This window comes from Ruminococcus sp. OM06-36AC, assembly GCF_003438725.1.
Classification (GTDB): domain Bacteria; phylum Bacillota; class Clostridia; order Oscillospirales; family Ruminococcaceae; genus Ruminococcus_C; species Ruminococcus_C callidus.
This window is the reverse complement of the sequence record NZ_QSTT01000001.1, coordinates 433,967-454,676: the sequence shown is the minus strand read 5'-3', so window position 1 is coordinate 454,676 and position 20,710 is coordinate 433,967. Positions and strand designations below refer to the sequence as shown.

General features: G+C 49.5%; 6 protein-coding genes and 1 tRNA gene. 3 read left to right on the top strand and 4 right to left on the bottom strand.

Features of this window, described 5'->3' with window-relative positions; genetic code table 11:
- Window positions 1-497: 497 nt before the first annotated feature.
- Complete coding sequence (locus DXB92_RS01945; protein ID WP_021683159.1) at window positions 498-1,682, bottom strand: MFS transporter; 1,185 nt, start codon at window positions 1,680-1,682, stop codon at window positions 498-500.
- A 113-nt stretch (window positions 1,683-1,795) separates the two neighbouring features.
- Between DXB92_RS01945 and DXB92_RS01940 the strand changes: the two genes are divergently transcribed.
- Entirely contained in the window at window positions 1,796-2,707 is a 912-nt protein-coding gene (locus DXB92_RS01940; RefSeq protein ID WP_117732087.1) for an AraC family transcriptional regulator, read from the top strand.
- Window positions 2,708-3,095: 388 nt separating this feature from the next.
- Here the strand turns inward: DXB92_RS01940 and DXB92_RS01930 are convergent.
- From DXB92_RS01930 to DXB92_RS01920, 3 genes are all read right to left on the bottom strand, one after another.
- Window positions 3,096-3,172: transfer RNA gene (locus DXB92_RS01930), tRNA-Pro, on the bottom strand.
- Window positions 3,173-3,396: 224 nt separating this feature from the next.
- Window positions 3,397-5,283, bottom strand: coding sequence for a glycoside hydrolase family 13 protein (locus DXB92_RS01925; protein ID WP_117732083.1), 1,887 nt, complete (start codon window positions 5,281-5,283; stop codon window positions 3,397-3,399).
- 145 nt (window positions 5,284-5,428) lie between these two features.
- Entirely contained in the window at window positions 5,429-7,837 is a 2,409-nt protein-coding gene (locus tag DXB92_RS01920) for a glycogen/starch/alpha-glucan phosphorylase (protein WP_117732081.1), read from the bottom strand.
- Window positions 7,838-8,466: 629 nt separating this feature from the next.
- Between DXB92_RS01920 and DXB92_RS01915 the strand changes: the two genes are divergently transcribed.
- Entirely contained in the window at window positions 8,467-18,420 is a 9,954-nt protein-coding gene (locus tag DXB92_RS01915; protein ID WP_181976854.1) for a SpaA isopeptide-forming pilin-related protein, read from the top strand.
- Window positions 18,421-19,214: 794 nt separating this feature from the next.
- Window positions 19,215-20,651: an adenylosuccinate lyase gene (purB, locus tag DXB92_RS01910; RefSeq protein ID WP_021681786.1), complete on the top strand. Its 1,437-nt coding sequence runs from the start codon at window positions 19,215-19,217 to the stop codon at window positions 20,649-20,651.
- Window positions 20,652-20,710: the final 59 nt, after the last annotated feature.

Sequence of the window (20,710 nt, the reverse complement as noted above, 5' to 3'; positions counted from 1 at the left end):
TTTTATCGCTTTTTTAGTGCCGAATCAACGTTTGGGTCTGGTTGGCGGTTACATTTTTTATGATATAATTTATCCGAACTGTTGTGACATTGTTTTGCGTAAATACTTGTGAAGTATCTGGTATCTCATATATTTCTGGCATATGCTGAAATTCTCTTTTCCTTATCAAACTATTCACAAAACAATAGATGATAAGCAAGAGGGTTATACAGAATATTGGCATAAGAAATTGTATTTTTCTTTTGCTTTTCATAAATAACCTTTCTGTCAATCTATACTTCCTTCAAAATCCTCTTCTATAGTTATATAAGGCGATACCGCACAAAGATTGTGCGACAGATGCGTTGTCAAATTTTTCGTCATATGAAACAAAAATGCTCGTGAATACTTGCTGTATTCACGAGCATTTTTGTGAAATGTGACGGGACTTTGCAAGCACATACCGCACAAAGTCGTCAGACGCTCTTTGTACGGTATTGCCTTATAGTCATACTCTTTCATTCCTGCCTGTTTTTATTGACATTTTTGGAAATCACAAAAGTCAGAATAACAAGCACAAGTGGAAAAATACAGCCTGCAAGCACGCCCTTGCGAATATCATCTCCTGCACTTTGTGAAATGTTTCCTACGATACCCGGACCTATTGCACCGCCAAGGTCGCCTGCCATGGCAAGAAGGGCAAACATTGCTGTGCCGCCTGAGGGCATTTTCCCCGAACAGATGCTTATGGTTCCAGGCCACATAATTCCAACGGAAAAGCCGCATATTATACAGCCTGCAAGCCCAAGCATGGGAATATCCGACAGGGAAGCAACAAGATAGCATATCAGGCAAAGCATGCCTGAGCCTATCATAAATTTTATTAGGTCAAGCCTGTCGCCGTATTTTCCATACAGTGAGCGACTTATTCCCATAGTCACCGCAAACAGGCAAGGCCCGGCAATATCTCCCATAGCCTTTGAAAGATCCAAAGCAGATTCCGCAAATGCAGATGCCCACTGTGCCATTGAAAGCTCCGACGCTCCCGCACATATCATCAGCAGTATGGAAATAATGAACACGGGGGTTTTTAAAAGATTTCCGATACTCATACCTTGCCCGTCCTCGGCAGGGTGTTCAATGGGACAGGTGATGAAATTAAACATATTATACAGCGGAATTATTGCCCAGATACAAGCAAGCCATTTCCAATTGCCTATACCGAACACCGAGAAAAATACTGTGGAAAGCAGGATAACTCCTACCGAGCCCCAACAGTAAAAGGAGTGGAGCAAACTCATTGCCGCCTCTTTATGCTCAAAGGGACAGGATTCAACGATAGGGCTGACAAGCACCTCCGTAAGACCGCTGCCCACCGCATATACAATTGTGCTGATGATTATTCCCATAAACGGGTCGGGCATTATCTGAGGAAGAAACGCAAGTCCCAGAAGTCCTGCTGCCGAAAACAGCTGAGAACCCACAACGCATCTGCGGTAGCCTATTCTGTCCGCAAACTTTGCACAGAGAATATCCACAATAAGCTGGGTGATAAAGAAAACGGATGATATGAGCGCAATTTTTCCGAGAGGGATATTGTAAACATTGTGGAATGTGAGAAATAGCAGCGGTGCAAAATTTGCTGTAATAGCTTGTGTAATAAATCCAAGATAACAGGCAATAAGAGTTTTTCTGTAATTCATCTTGACGTTCCTTTCGCTTTTTGATATAATTGTATCATATCATAACAAACGGCATATTTCAATGTACAATATCGCATTTTTATTACACTATATCGCAAAAATGGAGGATAAATTTGAAAAACCTAAACGACGGCTACGCAAAGATCATCACTGATGAAACTCTTCGTGAAACCATAAGTCACGGCAGTGAGGAATATCCCTTTCGATATTATTATGAGGATATATGGCTCTTTGACCTGCACTGTATTGACTGGCACTGGCACCCCGAGGTTGAGTTTGTGCTTGTAGAAAATGGGACGGCAGATTTTTTTGTGGGCAGCAGCAGATATGTGCTTAACACAGGGGAAGCAATTTTCATCAACACACAGGTGATACATCGGTTTGAGAGCAGCAAAAGTACAATTATTCCCAATATGGTCTTTTCTCCGCTTCTGATAGCCGCAGAAAACAGTTTGATATACCGCAAATATATAAAGCCTGTGCTTATGTCCTCGGTTGAATGCCTGATAATATCGCCGACAGATGAAAAGCAATGTGAGATGCTTGATACAATACGAAATGTGTTTGCCATACAGGAATCGAAAAGCATATCCGAACTGAAAACAACCGAACTTATTATGAAGCTATGGGGGCAGATTTACGAAAGCATAAGTTGGAACGACACTCAAAACATAAACAAAACCTCCGCACAGGCACAAGCACAGCTGCAGATAATGATGCAGCATATCCACAAAAACTATTATCGTCGGATAACCTTGGAAGACATTGCAAGATCTGTTTCTATAAGCAAAAGCAGTGTGCTGAATATTTTTAAAAGCTATCTGCATACATCGCCCATTAATTATGCTCTGGAATATCGTTTGAAGCGTGCTGCCAAGTTTCTTACGGAAACTGAAAACAGCGTTTCCGTTATAGCTCAGACAGCAGGCTTTGAAAATGTGGGATATTTTTGCCGCAAATTTAAGGCACTCTATGGAATGACGCCTAAGGAGTACAGAAATCACAGGCGGTCGGAACGGAAATAATAAAAAGCAAAGGACTTGCTGCGTTTGGCAGTGACAAATCCTTTGCCTATTTTATTTTAAGGCAATACCGCACAAAGAGCGTCTGGTGACTTTGCACGGTATTGCCTTTGATTCGGATAGGCTGGAAGTGTAATGACGGGGTCTATAGGCTGTATGCTTTTCATATTTTTGTTCAAATCCATTTGCCTTCTTTCTTTATTGGACAACGCTAGGCAACTCCAAAAATTCCAACAACTGGCACAAACTGCCCGTTTCCCACTTGCCATTTTACTTGCCATTTGCCCGTATTTACTTGCCATTTTGGGAAAAAATCTGTTTTTCGCAAAACACCCCAGGTAACGAAAAAAAGCTGAATTACGAGCTTTTTCGTAATTCAGCCTTCTGCAATTGGTCGAGGTGACAAGATTCGAACTTGCGGCCCCTACGTCCCGAACGTAGTGCTCTACCAAACTGAGCCACACCTCGATTGGCGACTTCATTAGTATATCACATTTTCGGGCACTTGTAAAGCCTTTTTCACCATTTTCGAAAAAAGAAAAGTTTTGCATTGCTAAACAATCAATTTTCAAATCAAACTATAGAAAATTTGTCGAATCAGAGCGTGTGAAAAGATAAAAGCAAAAGGCAGCCTTTCGGCTGCCCTCGCGGTGATTGTCTAGCGGTGATTGTCTAGGGAAACACTGTGTTTGTTATCGTGCATTCGGCACATTGGTGCGGACGGCACTGATCACGGCATAGCTGTTCTTCGGCAGGATCACGGCATCACCGTCGCAGATGCCGCTGATGACCGTGCTGAATGCATAGCGGCCGAATGCCTTGTCGCGGAGCGAAACCATTGTGGTATCCCCGCTGCGGTTCAGCAGGATCACAGCACTGGAGCCATTTTCCGGAATATAGCGGGCAAATCCCACAACATTGTCCTCCAGCACCAGAAATTCCATAGCACCCTCTGCAAATGCAGGGTGTTCCCGCCGGATCTTTGCCAGCTGGCGGGTGTAGTCAATGAGCTCGGTGTCCTCCTGTCCCCACGGATAGCAGCGGCGGTTGAACGGATCCTTCCAGCCCTGCAAGCCGGCTTCGTCGCCGTAGTAGATGCTGGGTACACCGGGGAGGAAGAACTGCAATACCATAGCCCCTTTCAGGAGCGTCTTGCCGCGTTCGTATTCCTCCGGCGACAGTTCATTCGATGCCATCCAGTCCTTGCTCTTGTCGTCGCAGGGCTGCCCGCCGAACCGGTTGATCGCCCGTTCGATGTCGTGGGTGGAAACGAAGTTCATCAGCACATCGACAGTGCACTTGGGATAGTTCTCCAGAATGCCCATGATGCGGTCGCGGAATGTGGTGGCAGCTTCGCCCTTCATGTAAGCAATAATTGCCTCGCGGAACGGGTAGTTCATCACGCTGTCCAGCTGGTCGCCCAGCAGATACCGCCGCTTGACACCATACGCCTCCTTGTTGGAAGCGTCTTCCCAGACCTCGCCGATGACGATCTTTTCCTCGTCAAACTTCTTGACGCAGGCACGCAGGTTGTCCAGAAATTCGTCCGGCAGTTCGTCGGCAACATCCAGACGGTATCCGGCAGCCCCCAGACTGAGCCAGTAGTCCAGTACGCCGTCATCGCCGCAGATGTACTTGGTATAGCTGGGGTTGTTCTCGTCCACGTTGGGGAGGGTGTCAATGCCCCACCACGACTCATATTCCTTGTTGCCCCAGAAGTGATACCAGGAGTAATAGGGGCTCTTTTCGGACTGATACGCACCGGGGGTGGGATAGCGGCCGAACTTGTTGAAATAGATGCTGTCTGCACCGGTGTGGGAGAATACGCCGTCCAGAATTACCGAAATGCCGCGGGTTTTGGCAGCCTTACACAGTTCCCGAAAGTCCTCGTTGGTGCCCAGCAGCGGGTCTACCTTCCGGTAATTGGCGGTGTTGTAGCGGTGGTTCTCGTGGGATTCGAAGATCGGGTTCAGATAGATGCAGGTCACGCCCAGATCTTTCAGATAGTCCAGCTTGCTGCGGATACCGTCCAGATCGCCGCCGAAGTAGTCGTTGTTCCAGACGTGTCCGTTCTGGTCGGGCTTGTAGTAGGGGAGTTCTCCCCATTCCCGCATCACGCGGTCAGAGGGCACATTGTCATGCATCTTGCCGCTGCTGCAAAAGCGGTCGGGGAAGATCTGATACATCACGCCGCCCTTGAGGAACTGGGGTGTCTGATAGTCCTCGCTGTAGACTGTCAGCTGGAACATTTCTCCCTGATCCAGTGTGCCGTGGCAGGCATCGCCCCGCTTGATATAGTGCCGCACACCGTTGGAGGTGTAGGAGAAATAGTAGTAGTGTACGCCGGAGTACTTGGGAATGAGATCTGTGGTGTATGTGACATAGCCGTTTTCGTGTTCTTTCACGTTCATCGGCAGAAAACGTTCCTTGAAGCCGGTGCGGAAAACCACCAGCACCGGAGAAAAGTCCAGCGGCGTTTCTTCCGGCAGGCGAATGGTGAACTGACAGCTCTGGTTTCTGGCAATGGCACCGAAGTGCGACTTATACGCCGAATCCCAGCTGTTGTAAAAATAACGCATACAGAGATGCTCCTTTCTTTGTGAAGTGAGAATATGCAAATTGTAGGCAATACCGCACAATTCGTTCATTCAAGAAAACGGAGCAGGGTTTGTGCTGCTCCGTTTTCGTCAGATTATATCAGTTCCGGGAGAGATTCCCCAGTCCTCAGATATTCCAAATATCCTTTGCGTACTCGTTTACAGCACGGTCTGCGGAGAAGATGCCTGCGTTGGCAATGTTGTGCAGGGACATCTTGGTCCATGTGTCCTTGTCGGTGTACAGCTTGGAACTGTGTTCCTGTACCTGACAATAGCTGTCGAAGTCTGCCAGAACCATGTACGGATCCAGTGTCCGCAGAGAGTCTGCCACTTCAGTGAACTTGCAGCCGTTGATGCCGGCATACATGCGGTCGATACAGCTCTTGATGACCGGATTGTTGTTGTAATAGTCCTCCGGACGATAGCCGCGGGCCTTGAGGGTGTTGACTTCCTCGGTCTTCATGCCGAAGATGAGGATATTTTCCGGACCAACTGCATCGCCGATTTCGATGTTTGCACCGTCCAGTGTACCCAGTGTAATGGCACCGTTCAGCATCAGCTTCATGTTGCCGGTACCGGAAGCCTCTGTGCCTGCCAGAGAGATCTGCTCGGAGATGTCGCAGGCCGGCATCAGCAGTTCAGACATGGTAACACAGTAGTTTTCGAGGAAGTATACAGACAGCTTGTCGGAAATGCGGGGGTTCTTGCGGATCTCCTCGGACAGAGCCCAGATCATCTTAATGATCTGCTTTGCCAGATAGTAGCCCGGAGCAGCCTTTGCGGCGAAGATGTAGGTCTTGGGAGTAAAGTCCATATCCGGATTTTCCAGCAGGGCGTTGTACTGTGCCAGAATGTGCAGAGCATTCAGGTGCTGCCGCTTGTATTCGTGCAGACGCTTTACCTGAGCATCGAAAATGCTGTCGGTGTCCAGAACCAGACCACTCTTTTTCTTGACATACTTGGCGAAACGCTGCTTGTTTTCCTTCTTGATCTTCCGCAGCTGTTCCAGAACGGCCTTGTCGTCTGCGAAAACGTCCAGCTTTTTCAGCTCGCTGCCGTCTTTCAGGAAGCCGTCGCCGATCTTGTCACGCAGCAGCTGGGTCAGACCCGGATTGGACTGATACAGCCATCTCCGGTATGCGATACCGTTGGTGACATTCTTGAACTTGTTCGGCGTATCCAGATATTCTTCGTGGAATACGCTGTCCTTGATGATCTCCGAGTGCAGCTTGGAAACGCCGTTGACACTGTGAGAAGCCATGACGCACAGGGTAGCCATGTGGATCTGGTTGTCCTTGATGATAGACATGCGGGTGGTCTTTGCACTGTCGCCGCCGTTGCGTTCCATCAGACCAGCACAGTAGCGGTTGTTGATCTCCACGATGATCTGGAAGATACGCGGCACGATCTGCTTGACCAGATTCACGTCCCACTTTTCCAGAGCCTCTGCCATAACGGTGTGGTTGGTGTAGGCAAAGGTGTTGGTGACGATGTGCCATGCACGATCCCATGTATAGCCGCAGTCGTCCAGCAGCACACGCATCAGTTCCGGAATTGCCAGTGTCGGGTGTGTGTCGTTGATGTGGATCGCTACCTTTTCATGCAGGTTTTCCAGTGTGCCGTATACGTTCATGTGGTGGTTGACGATGTCGCCGATAGCTGCGGCACACAGGAAGTACTGCTGACGCAGACGCAGGGACTTGCCCTCCAGATGGTTGTCGTTAGGGTACAGTACCTTGGAGATCGCATTCGCCATGGAGTTGCGGGACAGAGCCTGTTCATAGTTGCCCTCGTTGAATTCCTTCATGTCAAAGCTGGGTGCCTGTGCCTTCCACAGACGCAGGGTAGAAACGCCGGCACTGCCGTAACCGGAAACGTACATGTCATACGGGATCGCGATAACGGTGTTGTAGTTGACATGGGAAATATAGTGATAGGAATCCTGCCAGTATTCCTGTACATTGCCCTCGAAGTGGACTTCAATGGCTTCGTCCGGCTTCGGGTCCAGCCATACGCTGCCGCCTGGCAGCCAGTTGTCCGGTTCTTCGGTCTGCCAGCCGTCTTCCAGAATCTGCTTGAAGATACCGTACTCATAGCAGATCGAGTGACCGGTTGCAGGGATTTCCTGTGTTGCCATTGCGTCCAGATAGCATGCAGCCAGACGACCCAGACCGCCGTTGCCCAGACCAGCGTCCGGTTCGCACTCGAAAATGCTGTCCAGGTTGATGTGATAATCCTGCAGGATCGCACGGACATCATCTGCCAGTTCCAGATTGTACAGGGTGGTCTTCAGGGAACGACCCATCAGGAATTCCATGGACAGATAGTAAACGTTCTTTCCGCCGACGGAATTGGTTTTATTGATAAAATGCTGCCGCTTGTGCTTCAGCTTTTCGACCATCAGGGCAGACAGCACCTGATAGATCTGCTTGTCAGAAGCTTCGTCCGGAGAAACGCTGCACTCCAGCTGAAGTCGGTCTACGAATTTTTGTTTTAATTCTTCTCTCTGGGGATTTTCTGTTGTTTTTGCTACCATAATATCCTCCTCAATGCATTTGGCATAGGCGTGCCATTTATTAGTGCTGGCTTCGATTTGCCATACTGCGGACTGTTCCGTTTCCTCTGGAACATCCCCTACTATTTATTATACCGGATTTTGGGCAAGGTTGCAATAGCTTTTTTCACGAAATATTTGAAAAAACAATGGCGTGATTCGTCATATGTGATTGAAAGAAGTTGCACGCGGGTAAATTCGGACAGCCATTCGCCGGAGATGCCGCTGCAAAATTTGGAGAATCAGAAAGCAGTTTGAACAGACTTCCTGATTCTTCCCCTGACTTTTCAAACGTTACATAAAAAGTGATATAAAACTTCACAGATAATCAGTATAATAAAGTTGTATCAGAGCAATTTCCGTGATTTATGCCAAAATGTTCTTTTGATTGTGGAAACAATTGAACAGTTAAAAAGCAGCGGAGTTAGTGGAAATTGCTGTAAAAAATGTGGTATGTATATCGTTTTTGTCGATGTTGCTGCCACGGTGCAAATCTGTACAGGGAACCAGTTTTCCCGTGCAAAAAATCTGAGGAAACGCCGCATAAAGTTTGCACGAAAGAATGCAAAACAGACTGCGTGCAGCGTTCCCGCAATGAGAGGAGTTTTTTTATGCAGACAGAAAAGACAAGACACCTGCGTACAAGAGTCATCAGTGTCTTGCTGGCAGTCCTGATGATCGTGACCTGCCTGCCGTCGATGCTGTTTCCGGTATCGGCAGACAATAACGGACGATCCGGCGGACCGCTGGTACTGACAAACGCCAGTGTCGAATTTCGGGACAGCAAGTATAATCCGATTGATGAAGTGAATACGGGAGATGTGTTCTATCTGATGTCGACGATCTCCGGAAACAACGTCAATGAAGGAGAGATGGATTCTTATCGGATCGAGATCACCGACAAGAATCTGCTGCTGCCGAACTTCGCCGGCAACGGCTTTAAGGACGGGGCAGTTTATAACGGCTATACCCTGCATGTCAACAGCGACGGCAGCCGGTATATCGCCTTTGATATTGACAACGGTCAGACCAAACAGGTCCGGCTGCAGGCGAAGTTCCAAAACGGCAAGACCCCGGGCGGAACGCCCTCGACTGTAAAGATCGTACAGGACAGCACAGGCAAGAATGCCAGCAGTACAATTACTGCCAAGGCAGAACGGCAGTGGAGTGCGTCCAAGTCGGAGGACAGAAACGCCCTGACAGCAGCACAGCTGGCTGCCGGCACCACGGTAAATTATACCCTGAGTGCTTCGGCGAACAACGCCTCCAAGAAAAACGGCGTGGAATGGGTGCAGTCCCTGAAATTCGAGGACACCATTTCACTGTCGGAAATGACCTTTATCGGTGGTGCACAGACCGCGGTGGAAAACGTCGTCAAGTCTGCCGTTGCGGCAGCAGGCTACACCGCCGGCAACCTGAGCGTAGATGTCAGCGGCAGCACTGCCAAGATCAGCTTCACCGTGGACAGCAAGAACACCAATGCAGAAATGTCCGCAGTCAAGCTGAACGTGGCACTGCCTCTGAACAGCAGCATCGTGAAGATGAACGGCACCGCGGACGGCAAGGTCACCAACAGCCTGACTGTTTCCGGCAAGCCCTACGGTGACAATACCAGTTATTCTCCCATCGGCGGAAACAGCGTGGAACTGAAAGTTTCTGCTCCGCAGGGGCCGAAGTTCAGTATTGGAAAAACTGTACAAAATGGAAAAGCATATTACGTGAACGGGGATACTGTAGAATTTGAGATCTCCGCTTCGAATACCGGTGATGCTGCCGGGGATATTACACTGACAGATAACGTTCCGGACGGCATGACACTGGAGAGCATCACAGCCGCAGACGGTACTGTTTCCGGAAACAGCGTGACATTCCAGAATGTCGCTGCCGGTGCAACGGTGACAGCAAAGGTGGTCTGCAAGGTTTCCAAAGACCAGACTGCAAACCTGACCAACGAAGTGACCGACGGTAACAATACAGCCAAGGCAACGATCTCTGTCAAGGAAGACAAGGCAGTGATCGAAACGCCGGTAAAAAGCGGTTATGTAACTTATAATGGTAAGAATCTGGGACAGAAGTACTACCCCGGCATTGCCGGACAGACTGCGACCTATACCATTTCTGTTACCAACTCCGGTGCAAAGGACGCGGACAATGTTACCGTTTCTGATGCAAGCTTGTTCCAGCATCTGGAAAATACGACTTACACCGTAGACGGAAAAACAGTAACTGTATTCCCAAACACAATTCCAGTTCCGGCAGGAAAGACAGTACAGATCACGGTGACTGGTACAATCAAAAGCAGCGTGAACGGAGAAATTTCCAACATAGCAACGGTAAACGGCAAGTTTTCCAACGAAGTGAAGTTTACACCGGATACACCGAAAGCACAGCTGGGGATTACGAAGACGGCAGATGTCGGCAATTACACATTTGGCACGGCAAAAGATGTTGTTTACACAATTACAGTAACGAATAATGGTGAAGCAGATGCTGAAAATGTGAAAATAGAGGACATCTTGCCGGACGGCATGACATTCCGTGAAAATAGTGGTGCATATGGCATTTTGACCTTATCAGACGACACCACAGAAAATATTACTTCCGTTGATACAAAAACATTGACTGCCGGCGGAACGATTACTGTTCCAAAAGGGAAGTCAATTACTTTGACAGTATATGCAAATGTGGAAGATTCTGCAACAGCCGCAGCACTGACAAATACCGCAAAAGTATATGAAGGTGCGGAAGTAAAGGGTACTGCGACGCATACTATTTACGGCGGTGAAGATTTAAGCAAATATAGCTTGCAAAAGAAAATCATTGCAGTAAATGGTATACAAGCAGATGATACAACAGAAATTGTAAATGGTGATAAGCTAACATATCAGGCGACTTTTACCAACAAGGGAACCACGACCATGGAAAACCTGTACTTATATGATTATGGTACAACGTTGAAGTGGGAAGCTTCTGATGTTCTGAAAGTCGTTGCAATTAACGGCAATGCGTCTGACTCCAGAATTCAGACTGTTACTGTAGAGCAAGATAATAGATCTCATGGAGGCTATGCGGCTGAAACCTTTAATATTATGGGAATCAAGCTGGCGGCTGGCGAATCAGTGACAGTGGAATACGTGGTACTTGCAAACGATGTCACTAATAATAATGACTACAATCATGAAAAAAATGGAATTCAGGGGTTTGGTGGTATTTATGATCTGAATAATAGTGCATTGATGCAGACATTAAGTGCATTTGAAACAAAGTTCGGAACACAGAGAGGTGTCTATAACTATACCGCAGTAGGCGGTCTGACTGTAAACGAACACGGAAACAAAACTGTAACTTGGTATGCACATGACATGATTTTGAATCCAGTAAGCAATACTGTTTTTGAGGCGAAAAAGTCACTGACAAATAGTGCGGACAAAACGACCAATATCGTTGATATGAAAGCGGCAAATCTGGAGCAGAAAAAATTTAGTTACAGCTTGGCACTTTCTGGTTCAAATAATGACTATGCTGGGAAAACGATCGTTGTAGAAGATACGCTGCCGGACGGCATGGAATATGTGCCAGATAGTGTAACTGCAAATGATACAGCTTTGAGTGGCATTCAGGCAACTCAAGTTGGACAGACGCTGACCTTTACATTTGTTTCCACAGAAAAATTTGCAAATCAGTGGGGCAGTGGCGTAAAGTTGACTTACCAAGCCAAACTGACCGCCGACAAGGCACAGGAACTGGCAAACAGCACAGCGAAAAAAGTCACACTGACCAACACTCTTTCCAAGGTGACAGTGGTGGAGGGCAGAGATGACGGCAGCGACCGTGTGATTTTGCCCAATAGCAAGGTGGACATCAGCTTCACCAAAACCACTCCCGCCCCCGGCTTCGCCAAGCTGGCAGTAGCTTCCTTTGCAGGACAGACCTATGATGACACTGCTGTACAGCCGGTAGGAAACGGCTACATCACCGCCGGTGATACCCTGATCTGGCAGACTGTCCTGTACAACGGCAGAGGCGATTCCACCGATGTGGCAGACCTGAAACTGGACGGCGTGACACTGACCGACAATCTGCCGGCAACCTACCAGTTCAGCAACGAAACCGGTTTGCAGATGACCTATCAGGTGCTGGATCTGACGCATAACGGCGACGGCAGTTCTACATTTCAAGTAAACGACAAAACTGGTCTGCTGGAAGGCGGCACGAAAGTTCCAGATACCGCCTATAAGATCGACGGCTCGAAACTGATTATCTCTGTAGACAAACTGGCAGCGAAACTGGCAAAGAACAAGTGCATCGTCTTCCAGTTCGCCACCACTGTCAAGGACGGACAGGAAAGCGAAGGCGTTATCACCAACACCGGTTACGCCACCATTGACCAGCCGTTTACCGCAGAAGATACGGTTGCCGGCGAAAAGCGCGACAACCAGATCTGGAGCTATGCAAACTACAATATCGTTGGTCTGACCACCGAATCGTGGAAGACCATTACCTACACCAATCAGAATCACACCGGCACACCCCATACGGATCCGGCTACCGATACCGGTTACAGCCGTGAGCCTACCCATAACTATGTGCAGGGCATGCAGGGCGAAGATGTGACCTATGAACTCCACATCAAGAACAACTCGCCGGTAGCTCTGGAAAACATGACCATTATTGACCGTCTGCCCTATGTGGGTGACTTGGGTCTGGTTTCCGGCTATGAGCGTTTCTCCGCATTCGGCGTGAAACTCAAGAGCATTGATTCTGTTATGGTAGGCGGAACAGATGTAATTGATAAAACAGCACGTAGCTATTCCACCGACAAGACCTCTGTCCTGAATGAGTACTCCAAGGACTGGCTGGGGCAGAACGATGTCATGAACTGGACAAACATCAAGTCTGACGATACCGTAGACTTCCGGATCCAGCTGCAGGATACGACCGTCAAGGTTGGCGAGGAAGTCGTTGTTACCGTAAAGGCAACCGTTCCCAGCTATGTGGCAAAGACCGGCGAGGAAAACATCGCATGGAACAGCTTTGCGTATTCCTATCAGAATCCTGACATTCTGGGCGATACTGTCATGGTAGCAGAGCCGGCAAAGGTCGGCGTCTGGGTACAGACACCGGACACCACCGTTGATGTGACGGTCAACAAGACCTTGACAGAAGCAGAAACCAAGGACGCAACGTTCTACTTTGCACTGTTTACCGATGAAAATTACACCACACGGTTGAGCGATGTGATTTCCGCCACCATTCCGGCAGGACGGACCGCGGCTTCTGTCACCATGAAGGACGTAGACCTGTCCTCGATCAAGCAGCAGACCAACAACGCCAACAACGTTTACCTGCTGGAAACAGATGCCAAGGGCAATCAGATTCGCAACTACACACCGGCATATACCGGCAATAAGATCTCCACTGATGACACAACGAACCAGACGGTCGACGTGACCAATACCAAAAATACAGGTGAGATCACACTGACCAAAACCCTGGCAGGCATGGAAGGTGGAGATGTCACCGGCGACACCTTCTATTTTGCCCTGTTCACCCAGAATGCGGCAGGCGATTATGTTCGCTATGAGGAAGCACCGGTGCAGTCCCTGACCTTTACCGAGGCAGGCTCGCAGGACGTGACATTTAAAGATGTGCCCAAGGGCGTGGATTTCTACGTGCTGGAAACCAATGCCAACGGCGTTCCGACTTATACAGGAGATTCTGGTACTTACACTGCGGATAGTGGTATCCGCTACTCTTTCTTACCGGTAATACGGTCGGCAGTACAGGCAGGCGGTACTACTACAATCACTAACTTTGAACAACCCCAATACAGCATCACCGTCAGCAAGGTGCTGATCGCAGATGATGTCAAGAGCACACCTGTATTCTCCGTGGGATTGTTCACCAAGAACGGTGACACCTATACTCAGGTAGGTGATACTCAGGAAGTTATTGCAGGTTCTGAGGTGAAATTCAGTACTGAACTGAATGAACAGAACAAACGGTACGATTTGAAAGCAGATACTCCGTACTACATTTTTGAAATGAACGGTGACAAGCGTGTCGAAAACGGTGCTTCTTTCCAGATGCCTGTTGTTCTCGATCCCAAGGATTCCACTACGAAAACAAATACGACATTCTACGTTTCTTATGACTGCTGCGATGACCACAATCAGGTTGCGGCACTTACCCTGACCAAGGACGCACCGCAGGCAAACACCATTATCACAAACACCACCAAGAATCCGGCTCAGATCAAGGTAACGAAGATCGCTACCGAGGACGGCAAACCGGCAGTTGACCATGCAATTAAGGTAGGACTGTTTACGCTGAACGCAGACGGCAGTTATGAGCCGGTAAAGGATGCTACAGGCACGGCAAAGGTAGAGCCAATTACCATTGCTGCCGGCGACAAGGGCAAAAAGTCTGTTACCTTTGACGGACTGGACAGCAGCAAGATCTATTACGTCTTTGAGCTGGACGCAGACGGCAACCGCGTAGAAAACGAGAGCACGATCTCAGTAGGCGGCAAGACATTCCTCGCTACCTACTCCGGCAACAGCAGTCGGGTAGACCTGCTGCCGGGTATTCCGGGCGAAAAGGTCATTACCGATGCCAATACCACACAAGTGGAATTGTCCTTTGCAAAAACAGATGTAGACGGTAAGGCAATGACCGGCTATAAGCTGACTTTGAAAAAGCCGGATGGTAATGAGGAAAGCTGGACAACCGATGGTACAGCAAAAATATTTACTAATCTGACAGCCGGAAAGTACAAACTGACAGAAGCTGCACAGAATAACTATGTGCCGGTAGAAGTTGCATTTGAAATCGGCGATGACGGCTATATTGTCACAGAAAATGCAGAATCGATGGCATATGCTGAGTTGGGAAGCACCGGTGTAACGGTTATCAACCGTGCACAAGTCAGCGTTGACAAGCAGGATATTGCAAATTCTAAGGAACTGGCAGGTGCAACCATCAAGATCACTCGGACAAACGGCAGTCTGAATGCAGATGTGCTGGAGGTCAAGCGTGGGGAAACTTTGCTGACAAAGGCAGACTCTCTGGAGGACAACGCTGATTACAGCAAATACACACAGACATCTAATACTATCACCTTTATTTCTGACGGCGAAAACAAGACCAACATCATCGGTCTGCCGGACGGCACCTACACCATGACGGAGGTAGTTGCACCGGACGGCTACAACAAGGTAAGCACAGACTTCACCTTTACCATTAAAAACGGTGTAGTTGATGCAACGGGAACCACAGAATATGACGTTTCCGGCAATGACATTACCATGAAGGACGGTCAGAAGCCCAGCGTGACGATCAGCAAGCAGGCAGTCGGCGGCGGAGAAGAACTCACCGGAGCCGTACTGAAACTGACTGCACCGGCAGGAACAGACCTGAGCAAAGTCAAGGGCTCCTACAGCGACGGCAGCACTGCTGGAATCGAAACCAGCGGCAACACCATTACATGGACTTCGGACAAAGCCAAGGGCGGTGTGACACTGGCAAATCTGCCGGCAGGCGTGTACACGCTGGAAGAAACCACCGCACCGGACGGCTTCACCAAAAAGACTGAGGCGATGAACTTCGAGGTCGGAGCTGACGGCAAGGTCGGAACGGTAAACGGACTGACCAAGGACGACAACAAGATCGTAATGGAAGATGACACTTCCAAGCTTACCATTGCCAAGAAGGACATCACCGGAAAGCAGGAAGTCACCGGAGCAAAGCTGACCCTGACCCTGACAAATCCGGACAAAAGCGGAGCAACGCTGGACAGTGTGACAGCAAATATCCGTGTGGACAGCAGAACCGCAGATTCCATTACATGGACTTCCGGCAAGACAGATGCTATTTTGAGCAAGCTGCCGGACGGCACCTATACTCTGGGAGAAAGCGGCGATGCCTTTACAGACACAGAAACCGGAAAGACCTACACGGTAATCAAATCAACAATGACCTTTACTGTGGAAAACGGTGTTGTCACAAGCACCACCGGTGACGCAGACAACCTGAATGACAAGGCGACCGAGGGCTATTATTACTACGATAAGACCAAGGAAGAAATTCTGGTCTGCGATGCGGAAGCTGTCAACGTCGTACCGATCAGCAAGCAGGACGCAGCAAGCGGTGCGGAAGTAGCTGGTGCAACACTGGAGATCACCGCAGAAAACGTGCTGGATACCACGAAACTGGAACTGTCCAGAACCGATAAGAACGGGAACAAGACAGTACTGGTCAAGGGAACAGATTACAGCATCAGTGCAGACGGCAAGACCATTCAGTTTGTTTCCGGAGAAGATGCAACGATCATCACCGGATTGCCGGCAGGCAGCTATCAGCTGAAGGAAACCAATGCACCGGACGGCTATCAGCTGTACACCGCAGAAGAAACCTTCACCATTGGAACAGACGGCAAGGTGACCGGAACCACGACCATTCGGGACGAGGTTTCCAAGCTCACCATTGCCAAGAAGGACATCACCGGAAAGCAGGAAGTCACCGGAGCAACGTTGACCCTGACCCTGACAAATCCGGACGAAAGCGGAGCAACGCTGGACGGTGTGACAGCAAATATTCATGTGGACAGCAGAGATGCAAAGTCTATTACATGGACTTCCGGCAAGACAGATGCTATTTTGAGCAAGCTGCCGGACGGCAAATACACACTGAAAGAAACCGGCGATGCCTTTACAGACGCAGAAACCAAAAAAACCTACACGGTAATCGAATCGACAATGACCTTTACTGTGGAAAACGGTGTTGTCACAGACACCAGTGCCGAGAACAGTCTGAATGACAAGGCGACCAAGGGCTATTACTACTATGACAAGACCGCAGGACAGATTCTGGTCTGCGATGCGGAACAGCCTGCGATTACTACAACATCGACTTCGGAAACGACTACAACGACAACAACCACAACAACTACTTCAACCAGCGAAAGCAGCACAACATCTGACACAGAAACCACTACGGGAACTGGTACAGTTACCACAGTTTCAACTGTAGCAACTACATCGAAAACCAGTGGAACCACCACCGAAGTGACAACAGACACCACACTGGCAACCAGCGGAAACACTACGGAAACCAGTGCAGGCCCGACTACCACTTCTACCAGCGAAACCACTACCGAAGTGACAACAGACACCACACTGGCAACCAGTGGAAACACTACGGAAACCAGTGCAGGCCCGACTACCACTTCTACCAGCGAAACCACTACCGAAGTGACAACAGGCACCACACTGGCAACCAGCGGAAACACCACGGAAACCAGTGCAGGCCCGACTACCACTTCTACCAGTGAAACCACCACCGAAGTGACAACAGTTACCACACTGGCAACCAGCGGAAGCACCACGGAAACCAGTGCAGGCCCGACTACCACTTCTACCAGCGAAACCACCACCGAAGTGACAACAGACACCACACTGGCAACCAGTGGAAGCACCACAGAAACCAGTGCAGGTCCGACTACTACTTCTACCAACGGAACTACCACAGATACCACAACCGCCAAAACCACTGTTACAACAGCAAGTGCTTCTACGGAAACCAGTGCAGCATCGACCACCACAACTGCCGCAGGAACGACTGCGGAAACGGTGACCGAAACCAGCACTACTGCGGCAAGCACAGTGACTACCGCAGAAACAACTGTCACAACAACAGCTACGACAACCATCGAAGCAACGACTACCACGACAGAAGAAACCACTGTTGAAACTACCACAGAAGCCACCACGACAACGGAGGAAACGACAACTACAATTGTCACCACCACCGAACAGCCGGACGGCTATGTGATCCGCAAGTGTGACGTGGGCGGCAATGAGATCGGCGGAGCATCTCTGAACATTACCGATCAGAGCGGCAATGTGATCGATCAGTGGGTATCCGAAGAAGGCGTATCGCATGTCTTTGCCGGAATCCAGCCGAACACACCGTACTGCCTGACCGAAACACTGGCTCCGGCAGATTACCTCGTTGCAGAACCGATCTACTTCCAGCTGAACGAAGACGGTACACTGGTACTGTTTGTTGGCGTCAGCCTGAATGAAGACGGCAGCTGGAGCGTGGAAAATGCTGTGGTAACGGCAAATCCGGACGGCAGAGCCATTGTGATGATCGATGAGTACGTTGGTACTGAAACCACCACAACGGAAACTACCGAAGAAACCACAACGACTACGGAAGCAACCACAACTACTGCGAAGAATACCACCGCCGGCAACGGCGAGCATACCCCGTCCGTTTCCACCACGACCACGGCTTCTACGGAAACCACGACCGTGACTGGAGAAAGCGGCACCGGTACGACCGCAGGCAGTGGCGGCTCCGGCACAACAACAGCAGCTGGCGGAAGCCAGACGACCACGGTGATCAGAAGCAGTTCCGGTTCGTCTTCTTCCAGCAGCAGAAGCAACACAAAAATCTCCTCCACGCCAAAGACAGGCGAAGCGTTGCCGGTAGTCATCATTCCGGCAGGCATTGCACTGGCAGCGGCAATCGTGGCAGGCTGCAAGCGTAAGAAAAAGTAAACCGGCTGTAACGGAACAGGTGAAATTGTTCTGATGCCGCAAAACCCGCCCCGACAGGTACTTCTGTCGGGGCGGGTTTGTTTTTGTCAAGGGCAAGTTGCACCGTATTTCCTATTAAGGAATCCGGTAGACAAAAAAGAAAAAGTAGGGAGCGATGCCCACATCGCCCCGCGGACTTGCCTGAGGGCAGCAATTTTCTAGGGCAGCCACACCGAAACCGTCCGGCGGAATTCGCTCGTACCTCGCTGTCCGCCTGGGGCTTGCCAACGCCGAGTGTTGCCCTTGCCTGTATCGGTAATGTTGATATTCAAGTTTTTTTTGGTGTAGGTGGGTGACTTTATTTCATACGGCGTTTGCAAGTTTATTTGTTTATCATCTTTCATGTACAACCGATTTCACAAGGAGTTACGCTTCTTTTTTTCTTTGCTGAAAAGAAAAAAAGAAGCAAAAAAAGAAAAGAGTTCGCATTCCACCTGTACTGCAAGATTCAAGTATCACCCGAAGATTATACAAGAAACTATCACCATAGATTCTCGCCAACAGAAATCCCCCGGCGGGGCGAACAGGCGGCTTGTCCGCCGTAACACTACCCTTTTCACACTTGAAATTGGGGCGTGAGGTCAGCGGCGACTCGCCGCCCGCCGTAACACTACCCTTTTTACAGTTGAAATTGGGGCGTAAGGTCAGCGGCGACTCGCCGCCCGCCGCCCCTCTTGCCAAGGTTGTCGAAATATGCTATAATAGAATCAGAAGAGATTCCGTCAATGGATTCCAAAAGAAAGAGGTACAAAAAGATGCGTAATACCACAAGTTATGAAAGCCCGTTCTGCACCCGCTATGCCAGTGAGGAAATGCAGCACGTTTTCTCCGCTGACAAGAAGTTCTCCACATGGCGTCGCCTTTGGGTGGCTCTGGCTCGGGCAGAAATGGAACTCGGTCTGCCCGTGACACAGGAGCAGGTGGACGAACTGGAAGCCAATATCGACAACATTGACTATGACGTGGCAGAAGCAGAAGAAAAACGCCGCCGGCACGATGTCATGTCCCACGTGTATGCATACGGTCAGGTCTGCCCCAAGGCTGCCGGCATCATTCATCTGGGTGCAACTTCCTGCTATGTCGGCGATAATACAGACATTATCGTGATGCGTGATGCTCTGGAGATCGTTCGCCGCAAGATGATCAACGTGCTGGCAAATCTCGCTCACTTCGCCATGGAATATAAGGGCATGCCGGCTCTGGCATATACCCACCTCCAGCCGGCACAGCTGACTACAGTGGGCAAGCGTGCTACACTGTGGATGAACGAACTGCTCATGGACTTCAATGAACTGGAATACCGTATCGCAAACCTGAAGCTGCTGGGCTCCAAGGGTACCACCGGTACACAGGCTTCTTTCATGGAACTGTTCAAGGGCGATACCGATAAGGTCAAGGAACTGGAAGCCAAGATTGCCAAGGAAATGGGCTTCAACGGCGTTGTTCCGGTTTCCGGTCAGACTTATTCCAGAAAGATCGACTCGCAGATTCTGGCAACCCTTAGCGGCATTGCACAGTCCTGCAGCAAGTTCTCCAACGATATGCGTCTGCTCCAGAGCTTCAAGGAAATGGAAGAACCTTTCGAAAAGACTCAGATCGGTTCCTCTGCAATGGCATACAAGCGGAACCCCATGCGTTGCGAGCGTATCACTTCTCTGGCTCGCTACGTGATGATCGACAGCCTGAATCCGGCATTTACCGCAGGTACCCAGTGGTTCGAGCGGACACTGGACGACTCTGCCAATAAGCGTGTTTCCGTACCGGAGGCATTTCTGGCAGTCGATGCGATCCTGAACATCATGCTGAATGTTACCGACGGTCTGGTGGTGTATCCGAAGATGATCCGTCAGCGGATCATGCGGGAACTGCCGTTCATGGCAACCGAAAATATCATGATGGACGCTGTGGAAAAGGGCGGCAACCGTCAGGAACTCCACGAAAAGATTCGTCAGTATTCCATGATCGCCGGCAAGCACGTCAAGGAAGAAGGTCTGGACAACGACCTGTGCGATATGCTGCTGGCAGATCCGGCATTCATGATCACCAAGGAAGATCTGGACAAGATCCTGAAGCCGGAAAACTTCACCGGCCGCAGCGAACAGCAGACCGAAGAATTCGTGGCAGAGTGCATTCAGCCCATTCTGGACGCAAACAAGGATATTCTGGGCGAACACTTTGAGATGAAGAACTAAGGCAATACCGCATAAAGCCCGCCTGACGGCTTTATTCTTGCGTATCCCATAGAAAACAA

Coding starts and splice junctions, on each gene's coding strand:
- purB (WP_021681786.1), top strand. CDS start 19,215: ATGCGTAATACCACAAGTTATGAAAGCCCGTTCTGCACCCGCTATGCC.
- DXB92_RS01945 (WP_021683159.1), bottom strand. CDS start 1,682: ATGAATTACAGAAAAACTCTTATTGCCTGTTATCTTGGATTTATTACA.
- DXB92_RS01915 (WP_181976854.1), top strand. CDS start 8,467: ATGCAGACAGAAAAGACAAGACACCTGCGTACAAGAGTCATCAGTGTC.
- DXB92_RS01925 (WP_117732083.1), bottom strand. CDS start 5,283: ATGCGTTATTTTTACAACAGCTGGGATTCGGCGTATAAGTCGCACTTC.
- DXB92_RS01920 (WP_117732081.1), bottom strand. CDS start 7,837: ATGGTAGCAAAAACAACAGAAAATCCCCAGAGAGAAGAATTAAAACAA.